Origin of the sequence: Faecousia sp. (genome assembly GCF_048519415.1) — a bacterium.
In the GTDB taxonomy this organism is placed as follows: domain Bacteria; phylum Bacillota; class Clostridia; order Oscillospirales; family Oscillospiraceae; genus JAZOXB01.
Window position 1 is genome coordinate 55,438 of the sequence record NZ_DBFZUT010000011.1, and the last position, 18,142, is coordinate 73,579.

At 61.0% G+C, this 18,142-nt stretch carries 12 protein-coding genes; all 12 read right to left on the reverse strand.

Annotated features, from left to right (window positions below; all coding sequences use genetic code 11):
* Positions 1-180: 180 nt before the first annotated feature.
* Positions 181-1,524 carry a DUF1576 domain-containing protein gene (locus ACMKFF_RS01415; RefSeq protein ID WP_419495805.1) on the reverse strand — a complete coding sequence of 448 codons (1,344 nt, stop codon included), beginning with the start codon at positions 1,522-1,524 and terminating at the stop codon, positions 181-183.
* 29 nt (positions 1,525-1,553) lie between these two features.
* Positions 1,554-2,432 carry a bifunctional 5,10-methylenetetrahydrofolate dehydrogenase/5,10-methenyltetrahydrofolate cyclohydrolase gene (locus ACMKFF_RS01420; protein WP_349134610.1) on the reverse strand — a complete coding sequence of 293 codons (879 nt, stop codon included), beginning with the start codon at positions 2,430-2,432 and terminating at the stop codon, positions 1,554-1,556.
* Between the two features lie 323 nt (positions 2,433-2,755).
* Positions 2,756-3,376 (reverse strand): cyclodeaminase/cyclohydrolase family protein, encoded by a 621-nt coding sequence (locus tag ACMKFF_RS01425; protein ID WP_419495806.1) that lies wholly within the window; start codon positions 3,374-3,376, stop codon positions 2,756-2,758.
* Between the two features lie 513 nt (positions 3,377-3,889).
* Positions 3,890-5,563, reverse strand: coding sequence for a formate--tetrahydrofolate ligase (locus tag ACMKFF_RS01430; RefSeq protein WP_419495807.1), 1,674 nt, complete (start codon positions 5,561-5,563; stop codon positions 3,890-3,892).
* 1,007 nt (positions 5,564-6,570) lie between these two features.
* On the reverse strand, positions 6,571-7,179 hold the full coding sequence (locus ACMKFF_RS01435; protein WP_367927181.1) for a DUF3786 domain-containing protein: 609 nt from the start codon (positions 7,177-7,179) through the stop codon (positions 6,571-6,573).
* Positions 7,180-7,188: 9 nt separating this feature from the next.
* On the reverse strand, positions 7,189-9,114 hold the full coding sequence (gene acsV / locus ACMKFF_RS01440) for a corrinoid activation/regeneration protein AcsV (protein ID WP_418467913.1): 1,926 nt from the start codon (positions 9,112-9,114) through the stop codon (positions 7,189-7,191).
* A gap of 1,006 nt (positions 9,115-10,120) precedes the next feature.
* The gene (locus ACMKFF_RS01445; protein WP_419495808.1) at positions 10,121-11,692 is read right to left on the reverse strand and encodes a glucosyltransferase domain-containing protein; all 1,572 of its coding nucleotides are present in this window, start codon (positions 11,690-11,692) and stop codon (positions 10,121-10,123) included.
* Between the two features lie 141 nt (positions 11,693-11,833).
* Positions 11,834-12,163 (reverse strand): cupin domain-containing protein, encoded by a 330-nt coding sequence (locus ACMKFF_RS01450; protein WP_419495809.1) that lies wholly within the window; start codon positions 12,161-12,163, stop codon positions 11,834-11,836.
* 26 nt (positions 12,164-12,189) lie between these two features.
* Entirely contained in the window at positions 12,190-14,022 is a 1,833-nt protein-coding gene (locus ACMKFF_RS01455) for an S-layer homology domain-containing protein (protein ID WP_419495810.1), read from the reverse strand.
* Between the two features lie 480 nt (positions 14,023-14,502).
* Positions 14,503-16,632, reverse strand: coding sequence for an acetyl-CoA decarbonylase/synthase complex subunit alpha/beta (gene acsB / locus ACMKFF_RS01460; RefSeq protein ID WP_419495811.1), 2,130 nt, complete (start codon positions 16,630-16,632; stop codon positions 14,503-14,505).
* 106 nt (positions 16,633-16,738) lie between these two features.
* Positions 16,739-17,392 carry a hypothetical protein gene (locus tag ACMKFF_RS01465; protein ID WP_419495812.1) on the reverse strand — a complete coding sequence of 218 codons (654 nt, stop codon included), beginning with the start codon at positions 17,390-17,392 and terminating at the stop codon, positions 16,739-16,741.
* A 332-nt stretch (positions 17,393-17,724) separates the two neighbouring features.
* Positions 17,725-18,142 (reverse strand): hypothetical protein (locus ACMKFF_RS01470; RefSeq protein ID WP_419495813.1); only part of this gene is annotated, 418 nt, incomplete at its 5' end.

The following is an 18,142-nucleotide window of genomic DNA, read 5'->3' on the forward strand; positions in this document are numbered from 1 at the left end:
CTTGGGGGCATTACACGTTCGCCATGAATGCCTCCATCTTTGCAGCTGCCAAAGGCGGTCACTGACCGCCGCTACAGACGCAATCAGTGCATGCCGTTTTAACGGCAGCCGGTACGGGGCGGCGGTGCAGCGCCCTGACAATGCGGGCCGCTCGGGGTTATCCCGGGCGGCCCGTCAGCATTATTGGGAATTTGCCGTGCGCTCTGCCTTCGCCAGTTTGCGCTCCTCCTTCGTGCGGAAGAAGTGCTCGAAGACCGGGATGAAGAACATGCACACGAACGCCGCCGTGAAGCCGCCGTTATACAGGCAGAAGCCGCCGTGCAGCAGGGGCACGCTCGTGACGAGCGTGAAATGCAGCATACCGGCGAGGATGCCGAACGGCCAGCCATAGCGGCCGGAGATCGGCGAAAGACCGTTTGCAAAGCAGAGGCCGACGACGATGGCCTGCGCGTTGATGGCCTGCGTATAGGCCTCGCCGACACAGAACCACTTGCCGAGGAACGACGCGGCAACATAGCCCACCATGATGGGCCAGACATTGACGGGGTGGCTGCCGGAGCAGCAGCAGGCCAGCATGCAGAAGATGCAGCCGAACGTCACGGCGTTGAACGTCGCGCCGACCAGATTATAATACAGCACGATGAACAGGCCGTAGACGCCGACGTTCATCAGGAACGCGGCATTGCCGTACTTCTGCGAGAAGTCGACGCTGTAGCCGGGGTCGCGGAGCAGACGCCAGTAGTCCTTCGGGCGGCAGCCCAGCACGAGCGCGCCGACAATGCACAGGCCGAACACGCCGAAGCAGAACACATTGGCCACATTCCAGCTCGAGACGCCGAGGTCGGTGCTCGCGCCGCCGGGCAGCGTGCCGCCGAGCGCCTGATAGAGCAGGGCGCGGACGAAGAAGGCCGTCAGACCGACGGGCACCGCGGCGGAATAGAGGTCATAGCCCTTGTGCATCTTCGGCGAGTGGGCCAGCCCGGCGGGCAGGCAGAAGCCGATGAACAGGCCGATGGCGACCGCCAGCAGGATGCCCTGCCAGCGGAAGCCGACGACATCCGCATGGGGATAGCGGATCATCAGGTCCGTGAACAGCGGGCAGATGCCGGTCGTGAAGACCATGGCGTTGATCTGGTTCACGGGATTTTCGCGCTTGACCAGGCAGTACAGCAGCACGCCTAGGAAGCCGAACCAGAGGTTCAGGATGTTGACGCCCCAGAAGCAGAACCCGGCCGTCAGCAGAAAGGCGAGGCACGACGTGGCATTGACCTTGACCTTCGGCAGGCTGTAGAGGGCCGTGAGGACGAGGCAGACGAGGCCCGCGTTCAGGAACGTTCCGGCGTAGCCGCCGTTATCAAAATAGTTGGTCGAGACCTTCGAGGACTCCGTCATGATGCGGCGCAGACCGGTGAACATCTCCGCGCGGTCCGGCGCGATGAAGGCGGAGCAGAAGAAGGCGAAGGTAAATGCGGCGAACAGAAGCCTGAGGAAGCTGCTCGCCGAAAGCTGCTTCAGCTTATGCATGATTCTCTCTCAACTTTCCCGTCCGAAAATCAGACGCGCTCGGCAGCTTCGATGACATGCTTCATGAGGACGGACGTCGTCACGCTGCCCACACCGCCGGGGACGGGGGTGATGGCCTCGACGATCGGCTCGACCTCGGCATAGACCGCGTCGCCCGCAATGGCGCCCAGACCGCCGCGCGCGTTCGGCTTGTTCTCATCCCAGTTGATGGAGACGTCGATGACGACCTGACCGGGACGGACATAGTCCTTCGTCAGGGAGTTCAGCACGCCCGCTGCGGAGACGAGGATATCGGCCTTGCGGCAAACTTCAGCGGTGTTGACGGTCTTGGTGTGGCAGACGGTCACAGTGGCATTCTTGCCCATGAGCATCATCGCGGCAGGCTTGCCGACGACGAGGCTGCGCCCGATGACGACGGCGTTCTTGCCCTTGCAGTCGATGCCGTAGTAGTCCAGGATCTCCATGCAGGCGGCGGGGGTGCAGGGGGCAAAGCCCAGATCGCTGCGGCCCTCGAACACACCGGCGTTCGACAGGTCGGTCATGCAGTCGACGTCCTTCTTCGGGTCGAGGCGGTTGCAGATCTCATTCTGGTCAGCCTTGAGATGCTTCGGCAGCGGACGGAACATCAGAACGCCGTGGATGGCGTCGTTGGCGTTGATCTCGTCGATGAGCTTGAGCAGGTCCTCCTTGGAGGCATCCTCCGGCAGGACAAACTTCTGTACGTTGATGCCGATGAGCTCGGCGCGCTTCGTTGCGCCCTTCTCATAGGACAGGTCGCTGGGGTTCTCGCCCACGCGGACGATGCCGAGCGTGGGGACGACGCCCTTTTCCTTCAGCGCATTGGCGCGCTCGATGAGCTTTGCATTCAGTGCATCGGTAACTTCTTTGCCCAGTAACTGCTTTGCCATGATATATTTCTCCTTTTTGAGATAAGATTTGGGTTTGAAATTTGGAAGGGCCGGCGACATGCACCGCCTTATTTCTGCGACATGAGGCTCTCAAGTTTGTCATTGCGAGGAGCGAAGCGACGTGGCAATCTCACGCAGGCAATTACGATTTCGCCGGGAGTTTCCAGTGATCCAACCGGGTACTGCGAGATTGCCACGGCCCCTTTGGGGCCTCGCAATGACAAACCTTTGGTCTTCACCATTTTAACGGCAGTCCGTTTATTGCGCAGGTGCAGCGCCGGGCGGGGCATGCCCCGCCCCTACGGAGGCTGCATTATGTTATATTACTTGAAGAAGCCGTTCTTGACGGTCTCGAAGATCTCGTCGGCCTTTTTGCCGCAGGAATCGAGCATCTTCAGGCAATAGGCGTTCATTTCCTCGGCCTTTTCGCGGTTCTGAAGCGTCTTGGTATTGATGAAGACATTCAGGGACGCGGCCTGCAGGGCGGCCTTGACAATGACGGCGCCGCAGCCCGCGTCGGACACGGCGAGGCGGCTGCCCTTCGCAGCAAAGACGGCGATGGCATCCATGGACTCACAGCACAGCTCCATGATGTGCATCGGGACCCTGCAGGCGGTGACGGTGGCGTCCTCAAGCACCGCGGCGCGGTTGGGATCGTCCTTCGGGATGCCATAGGCCTTGGCCAGCGGGACGAAGCCCTCGGCATCGGCGGGGACCTGATCGAGCAGCTCATTCTGCAGCAGATCACACTTGCCCTTCAGGGCGAGGATCTCGGCCTCGACATCGGCATACTTCTTCTTGCCGACGGTCAGGGAGCCGACCATGTTGCCCAGCGCGGTGCCGAGCGCCGCGACAAGGGCCGCCGCGCCGCCGCCGCCGGGAGCGGGCTCGTTGGAAGCAAGGACCGTGACAAATTCACGGCAGGATTTTGTCGTCATATCCATAAGAATATTCTCCTTTGAATTTGTGAGGGGGTTGAACCGGCCGCCGCTGGGGCATGCTGCGGCATATTGTGCGGAAAGCCGCCGATGGAGTATGTAGCGGCGCTCAGTGAGCGCCATTGACAGCTGCACGTTTGATAGCACCATCGTCGACCGCGCAATGCTCCCAGATTTGTCATTGCGAGGGTGCTTTGCGCCCGTGGCAATCTCGTGCAGGCAGTCGCAATTTCGCCGATGGCTTTCCCGTAATCCAGCCGGGTACTGCGAGATTGCCACGTCGGCCTGCGGCCTCCTCGCAATGACACGTCAGGGTAGTACTGCGGTGCACCAGCGCCCTCGCGCGGTTAAATGGCCCTGTACAAGGCGGTCAGTGACCGCCGCTACAGACGCAATCGGTGCGTACCGTTTTATCGGCAGCCGATACGAATCGTCAGCATTGCGCCGTGGGCAGGGAATCCGAAAAACTCCGGCGGGGATTCCGCCGGAGTTTATGGCATTTTTCGTGAGTTTTCTTAATTAGAACAGGCCGGAAATCTTGCCGTTCTCGTCCACGTCGATGCGCTCGGCAGCGGGGACCTTCGGCAGGCCGGGCATGGTCATGATCTCACCGGTGAGGGCAACGAGGAAGCCTGCGCCCGCGGAGACCTTGACATTGCGCACGGTGACGGTGAAGCCCTTCGGCGCGCCCAGCTTCGTGGGATCGTCGGAGAAGGAATACTGCGTCTTGGCCATGCAGATGGGCATCTTGTCGTAGCCCAGCTCGGTCAGAGCCTTGATCTGCTTCTCGGCGTTCGGCGTGAAGGCCACGTCGTCGCCATGGTAGATCTTCGTGACGATGTCGCGGATCTTTTCCTTGATGGGCTTGTCGAGCTCATAGGAGAAGGTAAAGTCGTTCGGCTGGTCGCACAGACGGATGACCTCGTTGGCCAGCGCGATGCCGCCTTCGCCGCCCTTGCCCCAAACCTCGGACAGAGCAACGTTGACGCCCAGCTCGCGGCACTTATCCTCGACGAGCTTCAGCTCGGCCTCGGTGTCCTGCGGGAAGCGGTTGATGGCCACAACGCACGGCAGCTTGTAGACCTTGGTGATGTTCCCGACATGCTGCAGCAGGTTGGGCAGGCCCTTCTCCAGAGCCTCGAGGTTCTCGACGCCGGTCTCGGCCTTCGGCACGCCGCCGTTGTACTTCAGGGCGCGGACGGTGGCAACGAGGACGACGCAGCTCGGCTTCAGGCCGGCCATGCGGCACTTGATGTCGAGGAACTTCTCAGCACCCAGGTCAGCGCCGAAGCCGGCCTCGGTGATGGTGTAGTCGGACAGGTGCATGGCGATCTTCGTCGCGGTGACGGAGTTGCAGCCATGGGCGATGTTGGCGAACGGGCCGCCGTGGACGAAGGCCGGAGTGTGCTCGAGCGTCTGCACGAGGTTCGGCTTCAGAGCGTCCTTCAGCAGGGCGGTCATGGCGCCCTGGGCGTTCAGGTCACCGGCGGTGACGGGCTTCTCGTCGTAAGTATAGCCGACGACCAGGCGGGACAGGCGGGCCTTCAGGTCCGTGATGTCGGAGGCCAGGCAGAGAACTGCCATGATCTCGGAGGCGACGGTGATGTCGTAGCCGTCCTCACGCGGGGTGCCGTTGACGCGGCCGCCGAGGCCGTCGACGACGAAGCGGAGCTGACGGTCGTTCATATCGACGCAGCGGCGCCAGGTGATGCGGCGCGGGTCGATGTTCAGGCGATTGCCCTGATAAATATGGTTATCCAGCATGGCAGCCAGCAGGTTGTTGGCAGCGCCGATGGCGTGGAAGTCGCCGGTGAAGTGGAGGTTGATATCCTCCATCGGGACGACCTGCGCATAGCCGCCGCCGGCCGCGCCGCCCTTGACGCCGAAGACCGGGCCGAGGGACGGCTCACGCAGAGCGACAAGGACGTTCTTGCCGAGCTTGCGCATACCGTCGGCCAGGCCGACCGTCGTGGTGGTCTTGCCTTCGCCTGCGGGGGTGGGGTTGATGGCGGTGACGAGGACGAGCTTGCCCTGGGTGTGGGTCTCTTCCTTCAGGATGCTGTAGTCGACCTTGGCCTTGTACTTGCCGTACTGCTCCAGATACTTCTCGTCGATTCCCGCGGTCTTGGCGACCTCGGTGATGGGCTGCATGGTGGTTTCCTGTGCGATTTCGATGTCAGACTTAAAACTCATGATGGATGTTCTCCTTCCAAAAAATTTGCTCGGGGCCGTCGGAATGGCACCGGCGGGATGAGTTTTGTCATACCGCTGCCCGTTGGAGTGGTTCACGGTATCGTATAAAAACAATCGATATGTTTTTATCGGTTCGGATTATATCACCATATCCGGTTCTTGTCAACAAAAATTTGCGTAAAATTTTCCTTTTTTTCGCGGATTTGCACGAATTCCGATGTCCGGCCGCCGGATGACGGATGGGCGGCACAATGTGCAAGATCAGGGGACAGGGGCGGGAAGATTTTGAAGGAGAAGGTGCAAAAAATGGGAAGCTGCACAGGGCATCGACGGGGCGCTGCAGGGGAAGGGACAGCCGGGCCCGGCGCTGCACTGCCGAGCCGAACAGGGCAGCGTTAAAACAGAAACAGTCCCCCGAATTGTCATTGCGAGGCCCCAACGGGGCCGTGGCAATCTCGGGAAGGCAGTTGCGTTTTCGCCGATAGCTGCCCCACTATCCAACCGGGTACTGCGAGATTGCCACGGGCGCGAAGCGCCCTCGCAATGACAAGCTTGGGAGCCTTACACATTCGCCGGAAATACCTCCAGATTTGCAGCTGCCAAAGGCGGTCACTGACCGCCGCTACAGACGCAATTGGTGCATACCGTTTTCACGGTGGCCTGTACAAATCGGCAGTGCCTCCCCGAGATTGCCACGTCGGCTGCGCCTCCTCGCAATGACAAACCTGGAGGCCTTGACGGCGCATATTGCCAGCCTGCATGGCGGTCACTGTCCTATGGACAAAAGTGATGTTCCGGGCTTTGCCCGGAGTGATATTTTCCTTTCGGAAAGTGATATAAAAGCCTCGCGGCTTTTGTGATATTATATTCGCCGGTGAAACTGCCGCAGGCAATATCACGATGCGAAGCATCCTATCACTGTCCGAAGGACAATTTCACTCGCCGTCAGGCGAATATAACGGAGGCGCACTTCCTTCCGGAGTGCGCCTCTCTGGCCTTCGCTTTCTTTACAGATTCGCCTTGATCTCGTTGCACAGCAGGTCCCCTGCGACGACGCGGTCCTCGGCCGCGAAGCCGTCGACAAAGTTCGCGCTGTAGAGCAGCTGGGCACTGGGCGGGAATTCGTCGTCGCCCGCCCACAGGAGCATGCGCAGACGGTAGTTCCCCAGCAGGGTGAACTCGAAGCCCGCGTCGCCGGCCTGCAGGGGCAGGCCGCCCATGGCGGTGCAGGCGGCGCGGAAGGCCTCCAGCCGCGTACCGAAGCTGAACGCGGCGCGCTGCAGCACGCGGCCCGTGAACGGCTGGATATACAGCTCGCCCCACGGCATCTCGCGGAAGGTCAGGAAATCGCGTGATCCGGCGGTCTGCTTTCCCTCCAGCAGCCAGCGCATCAGGAACGTCTGCGCGGGCAGGCTCTTCAGGGCCGTTCCGCCCTCGCCGGAGATGGAGAACTCCGGGTGGGTGATGCGGTAGGGGTGGCCGAGAAGGGTGATGCGGAACGCGCCGTTCTCAAACGGCGTGCCGGTGCGCGCGGCAGCCTCCTGCGGGTCGAGCGCGGCGAAGCGCTCGCAATAGTGGGCAAACGGGACCTCTTCCTTGTGATTTTCGATCTGCATAACGGCTCCTTATTCCGCCGAGGCGAAGCGCGCGGCGTCGGTGTGCGGGAGGAAGCAGGCCGCGACAAAGGCGTCCATGTAGCCCGGGTGCGTGGACAGCTCCATATAGGTCATGTTGCGGGCGACCTGCTCGACGCGGTCGTTGGCCTCGTCGGACAGGGCCATGGTATATGCGCCTGCGAGGGACGAGTTGCCGATGTAATGGAACAGCTCGAGCGGGACGTTCGGGAACATACCGATGCGGACGGCATTGCGCATATTGATGCCGCTGCCGATGCCGCCTGCAACATAGAAGCTCTCGATGACGCTCTCGTCCATATCCATGGCAGCAAGCAGCGTGTCGATGGCGGAGTAGATCGCGCCCTTGGCGCGGATGAAGTTGTCGATATCGACCTCGTTCAGGGCGACCTCGCGGCCGGTGGCGGATTCCTCCGGCGTGGCGAGGATGTAGCGGCCGCAGCCGTGGCGGTCGTGGGCGACGCGCTTGCCCTCGCGGACGAAGATGCCCTTGGAATTCAGGATCCCGGCGTGGAACAGCTCGGCGATCGTATCGATGATGCCGCTGCCGCAGAGGCCGACGGGCTTCTGGCCCGGCTCGCCGATGATGCCGAACGTCGGCTCCATCGTCTCGGGATCGATGACGCAGGACTCGATCGCGCCGTCCGTTGCGCGCATGCCGCAGGAGATGTCGCCGCCCTCGAAGGCCGGGCCTGCCGAGCAGGCGCACGAGACCATGAAATCGCGGTTGCCGAAAACGATCTCGCCGTTCGTGCCGAGGTCGATGAACAGGGACAGCTCGTCGCGATCCCAGAGCATGCTGGCGAACGTACCGGCGGTGATATCGCCGCCGACATAGGAGCCGATGTTCGGCGCAAGGCGGATGGCAGCGTCCGGATGGGCGGGCAGGCCGAGGTCGTGCACGCGCAGGCCGTCCCAGTGGAAGAAGGCGGGGATATACGGCTCCATGCGGACGGGATCGGCGTCCACGCCGACGAACAGGTGGTTCATCGTCGTGTTGCCGGCGACGCACAGGCGCACGATGCGCGCGGGCGGCAGCTTGGCATCCTTGCACAGGGTCTGCATCAGCGGGACGAGCGTCTCCTTGAGGATGGCGTCCTGCAGCTTCTTGCGGCCGCCGGGCTTGCCCTGCTCGATGATACGGTTGATGACGTCCGCGCCGTAGCGGATCTGGCCGTTGCCGCCGGACGCCTTGGACAGCAGGCGGCCGTCCTTCATGTCGAACAGCACGGCGGAGACCGTCGTGGTACCGATGTCGATGCCGACGCCGCACAGCGGGAGGGTGTCGTTCTGGCCGGTCACGTCGAAAACGGTGAAAATACCGTTCTGCAGCTCGCCGAGGACGCGCACGGCAAAGGCGTTGTCGCGCAGGGCCTTCGGCAGGCGGCGCATGGCGTACCACGGCAGGCGGACGGCGTCGATGCCGTCCTGCGCCTCGAGCGCGCGGGTCAGGCGCTCGTTATCGGGCATGGTGTCGTCGAGCGTCGGTTCCTCGAGCTGAAGGTCGACGGCGCGGAAGCCGTTGCCGAGGCTGATGCCTGCACCTTGGACGCCCGCGAGCAGCTCCTCGAAGATACGGATCTCCTCGCCGCTGGACAGGTCGGCCGTCTTCATGCGGCTGCGGTAGGCCGAGGCGATGTCCGGCACGAGCACCACGGCGTCGGACGCCGCGTGCATGCAGCACGAAAGGCGCCAGCCGTCTGCATACTCCTCGTCGGAGATATGGGCCGTCTGCGGGCCGGTCAGCTCGCCGGAGACGAGCTTCACGCGGCACTTGCCACATGAGCCGTTGCCGGAGCACGGCGCATCGATGGCGACGTTGGCCTTGCGCGCGGCGTCGAGCACGCTCTCCTCCGGGGAGACCGAGATCACAACGGGCTTTTCATCGTTTTCAAATTGGAAGGTCAGTTCAAACATGATCGGTGATTCTCCTAAATTCTATATTCCGCCGGGGCGGGAGGGTTCAGATTATGCAGGGAGAGGCAAATGGAAAAGTTGAGCGAGGCCGCCAGCCGTGCGTTGCAGGGGAGGGGCACGGAAATGAAGGAATACTGAAGACTGAAAAATGAAGAATGCGGAAAGCCTCCGGCCGCGTGTTGTAGGGGAGGGGACAGCCGGGCCCGGCGCAATGCTGCCGATTCGTACAGGCTGCCGATAAAACGGTGTGCGCCAATTGCGTCTGTAGCGGCGCTCACTGCGCAGCCGTTGGCGGCTTTGCCGCCTTACGGATGCGGCGTGCCCCTTGCGGGTAGTGAGCGCCTTGTACAGGAATATTCAATCGCGTAAGGGCGCTGGTGCACCGCCGCACCACCCTGATGTGTCAGTCCGAGGAGCGAAGCGACGTGGGAATCTCCTGCAACCGGTTACGTTTTCGCCGAGGCCTACTTGTTATCCAATATGGTACTGCGAGATTGCCACGGCCCCGTTGGGGCCTCGCAATGACAATTTGGGAGTGCTTGCCATTTTAGCGACAGCCGGTACGAGTCGTTCGTGCAGCGCCGGGCGGGGCATGCCCCGCCCCTACAACGGCGGGTACGGTCGGCGGAGCAGCCGGAAATTTGCAACTGCCATAGGCGCTCAGTACCCGCAAGGGGCACGCCGCATCCGTAAGGCGGCAAAGCCGCCAACGGCTGCGCAGTGAGCGCCGCTACAGACGCAATCGGTGCACACCATTTTAACGACAGCTTGTACGAACTGCACTGCCTTCCCGAGATTGCCACGTCAGCCTACGGCCTCCTCGCAATGACAAGTCGGGGGCTGTCACCATTTTAACGATACACTGTACCAACCGTCCGTGCAGCGCCGGGCCTGGCTGTCCCCTCCCCTACAAGGTGCAGCCGGGGCGTCAATATCGGTACTGTTATATCGATTCTGATTATAGCATCGGACAGGGCGGCTGTCAACCGGGAAACGACGCCGGGACTCAATAATAATATACCGTGCTCGGGTCGCAGAGACGGATGAACAGCTTGCCATCCTCGATCCACATGCAGCCGTCGGCGGGGTAGTTCGGGGCAGCGGCAATGCTGTCTGCGTACTGCGCCAGCTCGTCGTCTGTGGCGTAGCGCGTTCCCATGCCGGTGGACATCACGATCATGCGCAGGCGGCCGTATTCGTTGATCTGGACGGAGGCTGTGCTGCGGCCGCCCATGATGAACGGCGTGCCGCTCCACAGGTCGCACAGTGTCGGGTCCTCCACATACTGACCGACAAAGACGATCTCGAGATCGGGCGTGTAGCCCTCCATCGAGCGCGCGCGCGTGAGCATGGACGTGTAGTAGCTCGCCATGATCTCATTGGAATAGTAATTCGTGCGGTAGCAGCCGTTGCAGAACCATGCATACCCTGCCGACGCACCGGCAAGACACAGGCAGGTCAGCAGGCTGACCCACCGGCGCACGGCGTCGCGCCTCCAGCGCAGGCCGTCGCCCACGATGAGCGGCAGGTAGAACAGCGTGACGACGCCGTAGGTCATGAGCGTATGCGTCGCCGTTTCCGGGGCCATGATGAAAATGCCGTTTGCCGCAATGGGCAGGGCAGCCAGCAGGAGCACGACCGTGACGATCTTCTTCCAGTCGCGGTCCCGCCATGCCAGCGCAAGGCTGACGGCGGACAGCAGCAGGGAGGCCCACATGGCCCAGCGGATGAGCCGCGAATTCGTCAGGAAGGCATAGCCGGTCTTCGGCAGCAGGTAGAAGCAGCGCACGCAGCGCACGAGCATCTGCGGCAGCTCGGCAAAGTTCAGCTTGCCCATGTTGTTGATGCCGCGATAGGCCGTGAGCGTCTCGTGATAGAGGCGCAGGCACAGCTGCAGCAGCAGGAAATACACGACCATTGCCGCCGCGAGCACCCCGACAAAGCGCAGCGCGCGCAGGGCGACGGTCTTCCACGGAGTCTCGCTGTCGAGGCACTGCTGCAGCAGGCGCAGCACAAGCAGGGCGGCGGCAAGGGGGAAATAGGCCTGATAGACACCGATGGAGCAGGCGAGCGTCAGCGCCGCGCCGACAAGCCAGCCCCAGCCGCTCCGGTCCGCCATCCAGACGGCCACGGCCGCCAGCAGGACGGCGAAGAGGTAATAGTGCACGGTGAAGGAAAACAGCATGGCCGAGGCCGCGGCGGGCCATGCCGCCGTGATGGCCGTGAGCACGGCGCACTGCCACGGCTTCTGCAAATGCAGCGCGCGCCAGAGGAACTGGCAGGCAAGGCCGAGAAAGGCGAGGCCGAGCAGGCCGTTGAACAGGGGCAGGTTGAAGTTGCCCATGGCGTGCCCGACGGTATCACCCAGAAGCGTCAGCATCCAGCGGCCGGAACGCAGGCCCGTTCCGTAGCCCTCCGGTGTGCAGACGATGTTGTCGTAGTTATTGATGTTGCCGACCAGCACATAGAGATAGCAGGCAAGCGCCGTCAGCACAAAGGCAGCGGCGCTGAGCTGGGTGCGGCGGTCGCGCAGGGCAGCGGCAAGGCCGCGCTGCACGCGGGGCAGCGGATCTCTCATCCTAATATCCTCCAATCTCTTCCCTTCGGATATTGCCCGGCAAGGGGACCGGCAGGCCGGTCCCCCGCGCGGGGTCTTGCGCAGCGGAGGCACGCCGCGCGGTTAAGCAGCACCGCATCATTCCGTTATGCGGTGCTGCCTTTACTGTTCCGTGACGACGGCGAAGAACACGAGCGGCTCGTCGCCGCGGTTCTGGAGCATATGCGTGCCGCCCTTCGGGCAATAGTGGCACTGCCCGGCCTGCACGGTCTCGACGGTGTCGCCGACGGTGAACGTGGCCGTGCCGGAGACGATGTACATGATCTCGCTGTTCGTCTCGTGGGTGTGCCTGCCGATGGAAGCACCGGGCATGAGGCGGTCGAGCATGATGCAGTTCCGGCCGTCGGCATAGGCCTTCTTCAGCAGCTCCTTCTCGCCGCCCTTAAAATTGGGAACGCGAACTTCTTCGATCTTCGAAAAATCGATCAGCATGATAAATGGAACTCCTTTGGTGTATCTTAATTAATCAGGAAGCGCATGAGGATGGTAGCAACCTCCGCGCGGGTACCGCCGCTCTGCGGGGCAAGGTAGAGCTGCTTATGATCCAGTCTGCCGCTGATCAGCTTCGTCTGAACGGCCCACTGCATCGGCGCTCTTGCATAATCGGAAACCGCACCAGCATCGGTGAAAAGGTCCAGCGATGCGCGGTCGCTGACGTCCACGCCGCGATAGGCAGCATAGCGATACAGGATCGTGGCGATCTGTTCTCTGGTCACAGTCCCATTCGGATCGAACTTGCCGTTACCAACGCCGTTTACGATTCCGTTCTCCGTGGCCCAGATGACACCGTCCGTATACCATGTTCCTTCCGGCACATCCGTATAGGGCGAGGTCCCGTCGGCCGAGCCGCCGTCCAGACGCCACAGCACCGTTACCAGCATGGCGCGGGTCATCGTTCCATTCGGATCAAACAGCATGTCTGCAACGCCGTTCATCAGTCCATTATAGTAGGCGAACGAAACTGCGCTGTAGTACCAGTCGCCCTGCTGCACATCCTGATACGGCAGTGCCAGCACATCATAGATATTGGCGTAGGGGTAGCGCTGATACTGGACCAGTTTCTCTGCGGGCGTTCCGGGATAGTAGAGCAGGAGATGATTTTCCGGCGAGACCCCAAAAACATCATAATCGAGCCGCTTCAGCGTCGGTGGGAGAACGGCATATGCCGAAGAACTGATCCTATCTATTGTCAAAAGGGAAAGGTACGCAAGTTCAGTTACCGGATATCCATCAATGTAGCTGGGCAGAAACGGATCAATGGAGCCGCATGCACTATCGCATTTAATGATCGTTACTTCTCCATTCTGGATTCGGAAATCCATATTAGCATAGTTCCCCGTAATTGTGCCGTCTGCAGCATGGTTGTTGTGAAACGTTGCTGCCGCACGACTTGCATATTCAGCACCGACAGAGTTTTCGGCAGCAAATACATGGATATAGCGGGAATTCCACAGCTGCTCCTCGTCCCTGCCGAACTCCTGCAGGCTGTTCGGCAGCGTCAGATAAACAGTATCTGCCTGAATGTCACTTTGATAAAGTGCATAGTTTCCGACAGACTGAACGCCTTCACATAAGTATATACTGCGAATACGACTGTAATTATTTCGGTAGAAAAAAGCATAACTGTCAATACGCCGGACCGTTGCAGGGATAACAATAGAAGTATAAATATCTTGATGGTAAGTATCTTTCACGTTGTTTCTCGTTGTATAAGATGCTATTTGTGTTACAGGATATTCATAAATATGATCCGGTATATACAATGTACATCTTTCTTCCGAAACCGCCCTGACCAAAGTAGCTTCCCCGTTCTTGACCCAAAATGTAAATCCATCTGCTTTGATCTCCTGTCCGGACGTTGCGTCATCCGTATATACAACGGGGATACCTTCGACATCAGCATACTGTGCAGCAGTTGAATATCTTTCGCAATGAATCGCCTTAGCTCTCCAAATGCTATCCGGCGCTATCTCCGTAACAGTGGACGGGATCGTAATTTCTTTTCCATCCAGCGGCATAGCCCCCGGTAAAATGCGCCGCAGATATTTCGGCAAATTATATTCCAGCGACGATCGTCCGGCGAAGAGATTTTTCCCAAACGTCGTGACCGGCAGGCCCTCGATCTCATCGGGGATCACCACCGTTCCGGAATCCGGGCCAGTATAGGAGGTCAAAATGACCTCGTTGTTCTTGATCTCATAGGTAAACGGAAGGGCATCCTCTGCCTGCAGGCACGGGGTAAACAGGCTCAGCAGCAGAACGACGACCAGAAATCTGGCTGCATATTTCATATGTGTGCTCCTTTTCGTTTTTGAAATCCCAGGCAGTGGGGGAACGATTTGGTTGTTTTCGGCATCGTTTCTATGGCGCAAGGCCCCGAATTGTCATTCCGGGGAGCGAAGCGACGTGGGAATCTCGCAGGACCCGGGTGGATAACAGGCAAGTTCCGACAAAATCGTGACTGCCTTCCCGAGATTGCCACGGCCCCTTCGGGGCCTCGCAATGACAAATCTGGAGGCCTTGCGCCGCTGAATTTGTGCCGCAACCATTGCCAGCCTGCATGGCGCTCGCTGAGCGCCGCTACATTTTTCTCTCGCGCGGCGGCCTTGCACAACGAGCGCCGCTGCAGACGCAATCGGTGCATACCATTTTAACGGCAGCCTGTTTCTTGCGCAGGTGCAGCGCCGGGCCTGGCTGTCCCCGCCCCTGCAAAGTGCGCATGTTTCGAAAAACGCGGCGGGCGGGATGGGCCGCCCGCCGCGCTGCGGGTCTTACATCAGGGGCTCGAGGCCGAGGACCGGGTGGTTCTTCTCGGTCAGGAAGTCCATGAGGGCTTCGCAGTCCTCGCAGATCGTCTCGTCGGCGATCATATCGGTGAAGTTGTCGATGCCGTACAGCTCCTTGGCGGTGCGGTTCAGGCGCTCGGCGACGTCGTCCTTCAGCTCCTTCGGCATCCAGACGATACGCTCGATGCCGCCCTCGGCGGCGATGAACTTCTTCGAGGAGATGAAGTGACGGCCATGGCCCATATAGCCCGGCGTCTGCACGCCGCCGCCGGTGCAGGAGGCCAGCTCGCCGAAGGTCATGCCGACGGGGGTCATGCCCTTATACTCACGGTTGACGACGATGAAGCCGTTCGAGACCGGCTCGATGCCGCAGATGCATTCGAAGCAGCCGCAGGAGGTCATCGGGTCCTCGAGGATGGAGTAGAGCGTGACGTTCTCGACCGCGCCGTGCGTGGCCTCCTGGATCATCTTGTTGACGGACTCATAGCGGCCGGTGCGCTCGTCGAGGCAGCCCTCCTTGAAGATCGGCTGGCACGGGCCCTGCGGGTTCAGCTCGTTCGTCGCCTTGGCATCGAGCCAGGAAACGGCGCCGCACAGGCCGAGACGCTCCGGGGTGACGACGCAGCAGTGCGCCGGGGCGAAGCTCTGGCAGAGGATGCAGGTGTAGAAGCGGTCGACGGACTCATCCGTCATGGACAGCAGGCGGTCGTCGCGCTCGTTGTAGCGCGGCATGGCGACCTCGTCGCGGAACTTCTCGGCAGCGGCTTCCTCGGTGTAGAACGTGACCTGGCACTTATCGACGACGGCGTCGAATTCGTCCATGATCATATGATACAGCACCTCGCCGAAGTGCTTCAGGCGCAGACCCTTGGCGAAGGCGTCGTTCGAAACGCGCACGCGGACCTGATTGCGCTGGCCGGTGTGCATGACGCCCTCCATGTAGTTGAACCAGGCGTGGATCTTGCGCTCGATGACGGACTCGAAATCGGCCTGCATCTTCGCGCCCGCGACCTCGATGAACGTGCACAGGGCGTAGTTCTTCTCGCCGCCGTCCATATCGTCGCCGAGGATGGTGATCTTGTGGTCCTCGATCTCGGACGGATCGCGCATGAGCACGAGCTCGGCCGTGGCGTTCTTGCCGGACCAGTATTCGGTGTGCATGTCGGCCTTGCGGATGATCTCGCCCTCAAAGGCGGCCGCAAAGGCGACAGGGATGGGCAGCTCCTTCGTCTTGATCTTGATGTTGCGCAGCTCGAGGGAGTGCTTGACGGTCAGGCTGTGATCCAGCACGGATTCCAGCGCGCCGGGGACCTGATTCTCGCCGAGGTCGATGTCGACGACGACCGGGAAGCCCAGGGCGATGGCGCCTGCGCCCGCGGAGACGACGACATTGTCGATCGCGCCGAACGTATTGACGAACGCGGGGACGCGCTCCTTCGTGTACTTCAGCAGGCCGGGCAGGTCGCCGGGCTGGACGTTGCCGAAGATCAGGGCCGCGCGGATGGCGACGGTGACGGCGTGGATGACGGCGGTGACGTCATGGCCGAGCGGCACGACGCGCAGCTCGAGGCCCATCTTCACGCCGCCCTCGGCGCACTGGTCGATGACGCCGCCGATGAGGAAGGTCAGGATGCCCTTCGACTGGTAGTCCTTGACGACGGACACGACGTCAGCGGCATTGTCGGCCTTGCCGAGCACGACGGCCACGCCGGGGATGTCGCCCGTGACGAGCGGGACGCCCAGCGAGCGGATGACGGGATCGGGCACAAAGCCGATGCCCGTCTCGTTGGCATAGGGGTCCGCGCCGTCCAGATACTTCAGGCCCTCGAGGATCTCCGCGCCGACGGCAGTGGCAAGGCCGGCGTTCAGCGCCTGGCCGAGGTCCTCCTGATCGGTGATGAGACTCTTGAGCACGCCCACGCAGGCGGGCAGGTCGCCGAGCTTGGCCACCTTCACGCCCGTTGCGGCGTAGATGGTGGGGAAGAAGTAGGCCGTGTCGGGGAAGGCAATGGCCTTGTCTGCGCCGAATTTGGCGATTGCGTCGTTGACGGCGCCCTCAGTCAGACCGGCGACGGCATGCGAGCCGCCATAGATGAGATCGGTTAATACACTCATTTCGGTTTCCTCCTGATGAAAAATATCAAATTTGCAGGTGCAAATCAGATGTTATGATTGGATGGGTTTCTGTATAATCAAAATCCATATGTTCTGGATTTGTCGTTTATGAATCAACTTTTACCACTACGTCTTCCTGCGCGCCCCATGGGTCCCGGATCGTCAGTTTGGACTCCGCGGCAACGGTATCCCGGAGAAAGGGGGAATTGGAATCGCCGCTCAGGGCATAGGTAACCGCAGCATCGCTCTGCACGGTGCAGTCGCGATCCGTGAAATTCAGAGAAAGCTCCCCGGCCGCACTGCCCGAAAGGGCCAGTGTGCGCCTTTCCGGCTCGCTCCGTGCGACTTTCAGCCGGTAGTTCATCCCGCTGCCCGTGACCGTCAGCGAATCCGGTGTAACGCGAACCTCATCGATCCCGTCGCCGGAAAGCAGAATGCTCTCCTGTCCCCGGAGCACGGAAAACCGGCTCTCGCCGCTTTCGTGCGTATAGTGCAGCGCCTCGGTGTACGGAATTTCCAGCGTCATCGTCGTATCGTCAAAGCCATTCACAGATACGCTGGATGCCGCCATATCACCCTCCCATGCCCCATTGCGGAACGTCAGGCTCTGCCCGGCGGCATTTTCCACGCGGCAGGCGCTGTTGACAGCCAGCTCGATCTGCATCGCGGGCTGCTCCTGATGATTTTCACATGCTGCAGAAAAGATGATAAGTGTACATAACAAGAACGTAACCAACAGAATCAGGACTATTCTTTTCATGGCTCTACCTCCACCTCTACATCATCCTGCGCGCCCCATGGGTTCCGGATCGTCAGGCGCACTGACAGCCGGCACAGGTTGACGATAAAACGGTATTGACCTCCGACTTGTCATTCCGAGGAGCGAAGCGACGTGGGAATCTCATGCAGGCAATAACGAATTCGCCGGGGGCCTTCCCATGCTCCGGCTTGTACCGCGAGATTGCACCCCAAGGGCACTTCTTCGCGCTGCGCGCTCAGGGCGCCACGGCTCCTGCGGAGCCTCGCAATGACAAACTTGGGGGCCTGCTTCGTTTGAAGGAGGGCAATGACAACCTTGGGGGCATCCCCGATCTAGCGCGCAAATGACGGGACGCCGTCGCGGATGCGGATCGTGCAGGTCTCCCCTGCGGAGAATTCCATGGTATCCAGCGGCTCCTGCTGGTCCCGGTCCCGGAGCACGACGGTAAACGGGGCGTCCTGCGCGGTGAAATATCCCTTTTTGCCGTCCCGCTCATAGCGGACGCGGCTCTCGCCGCTGCCCGTTACCTCCAGATAGGTTCTCGTGCCGGTCGAAATACCCACTTCATACTGCATATTTTCGCCGGTCGCCTCGACGGTGGAGCGGGTATATTCCACGTTCTGAAGGCCGGGGCCCTCCACGGCGCGGAAATCGTCGCCGTCGAAGGAGAGGCAGATCGAGCGGTCTTTCGCCCGCTCCGGTTCAAACCGGACAGAGAACGACTCGCTGAAGCGGACCTGCACGGAAGTC

Bases quoted from the DNA above. Each gene is read 5' to 3' on its own strand.
- ACMKFF_RS01430 (WP_419495807.1), bottom strand. From the start codon at position 5,563: ATGAGTTTTAAGTCTGACATCGAAATCGCACAGGAAACCACCATGCAG.
- ACMKFF_RS01450 (WP_419495809.1), bottom strand. From the start codon at position 12,163: ATGCTGATCGATTTTTCGAAGATCGAAGAAGTTCGCGTTCCCAATTTT.
- acsB (WP_419495811.1), bottom strand. From the start codon at position 16,632: ATGAGTGTATTAACCGATCTCATCTATGGCGGCTCGCATGCCGTCGCC.
- ACMKFF_RS01455 (WP_419495810.1), bottom strand. From the start codon at position 14,022: ATGAAATATGCAGCCAGATTTCTGGTCGTCGTTCTGCTGCTGAGCCTG.
- ACMKFF_RS01415 (WP_419495805.1), bottom strand. From the start codon at position 1,524: ATGCATAAGCTGAAGCAGCTTTCGGCGAGCAGCTTCCTCAGGCTTCTG.
- ACMKFF_RS01420 (WP_349134610.1), bottom strand. From the start codon at position 2,432: ATGGCAAAGCAGTTACTGGGCAAAGAAGTTACCGATGCACTGAATGCA.
- ACMKFF_RS01445 (WP_419495808.1), bottom strand. From the start codon at position 11,692: ATGAGAGATCCGCTGCCCCGCGTGCAGCGCGGCCTTGCCGCTGCCCTG.
- ACMKFF_RS01435 (WP_367927181.1), bottom strand. From the start codon at position 7,179: ATGCAGATCGAAAATCACAAGGAAGAGGTCCCGTTTGCCCACTATTGC.
- acsV (WP_418467913.1), bottom strand. From the start codon at position 9,114: ATGTTTGAACTGACCTTCCAATTTGAAAACGATGAAAAGCCCGTTGTG.
- ACMKFF_RS01425 (WP_419495806.1), bottom strand. From the start codon at position 3,376: ATGGATATGACGACAAAATCCTGCCGTGAATTTGTCACGGTCCTTGCT.
- ACMKFF_RS01465 (WP_419495812.1), bottom strand. From the start codon at position 17,392: ATGAAAAGAATAGTCCTGATTCTGTTGGTTACGTTCTTGTTATGTACA.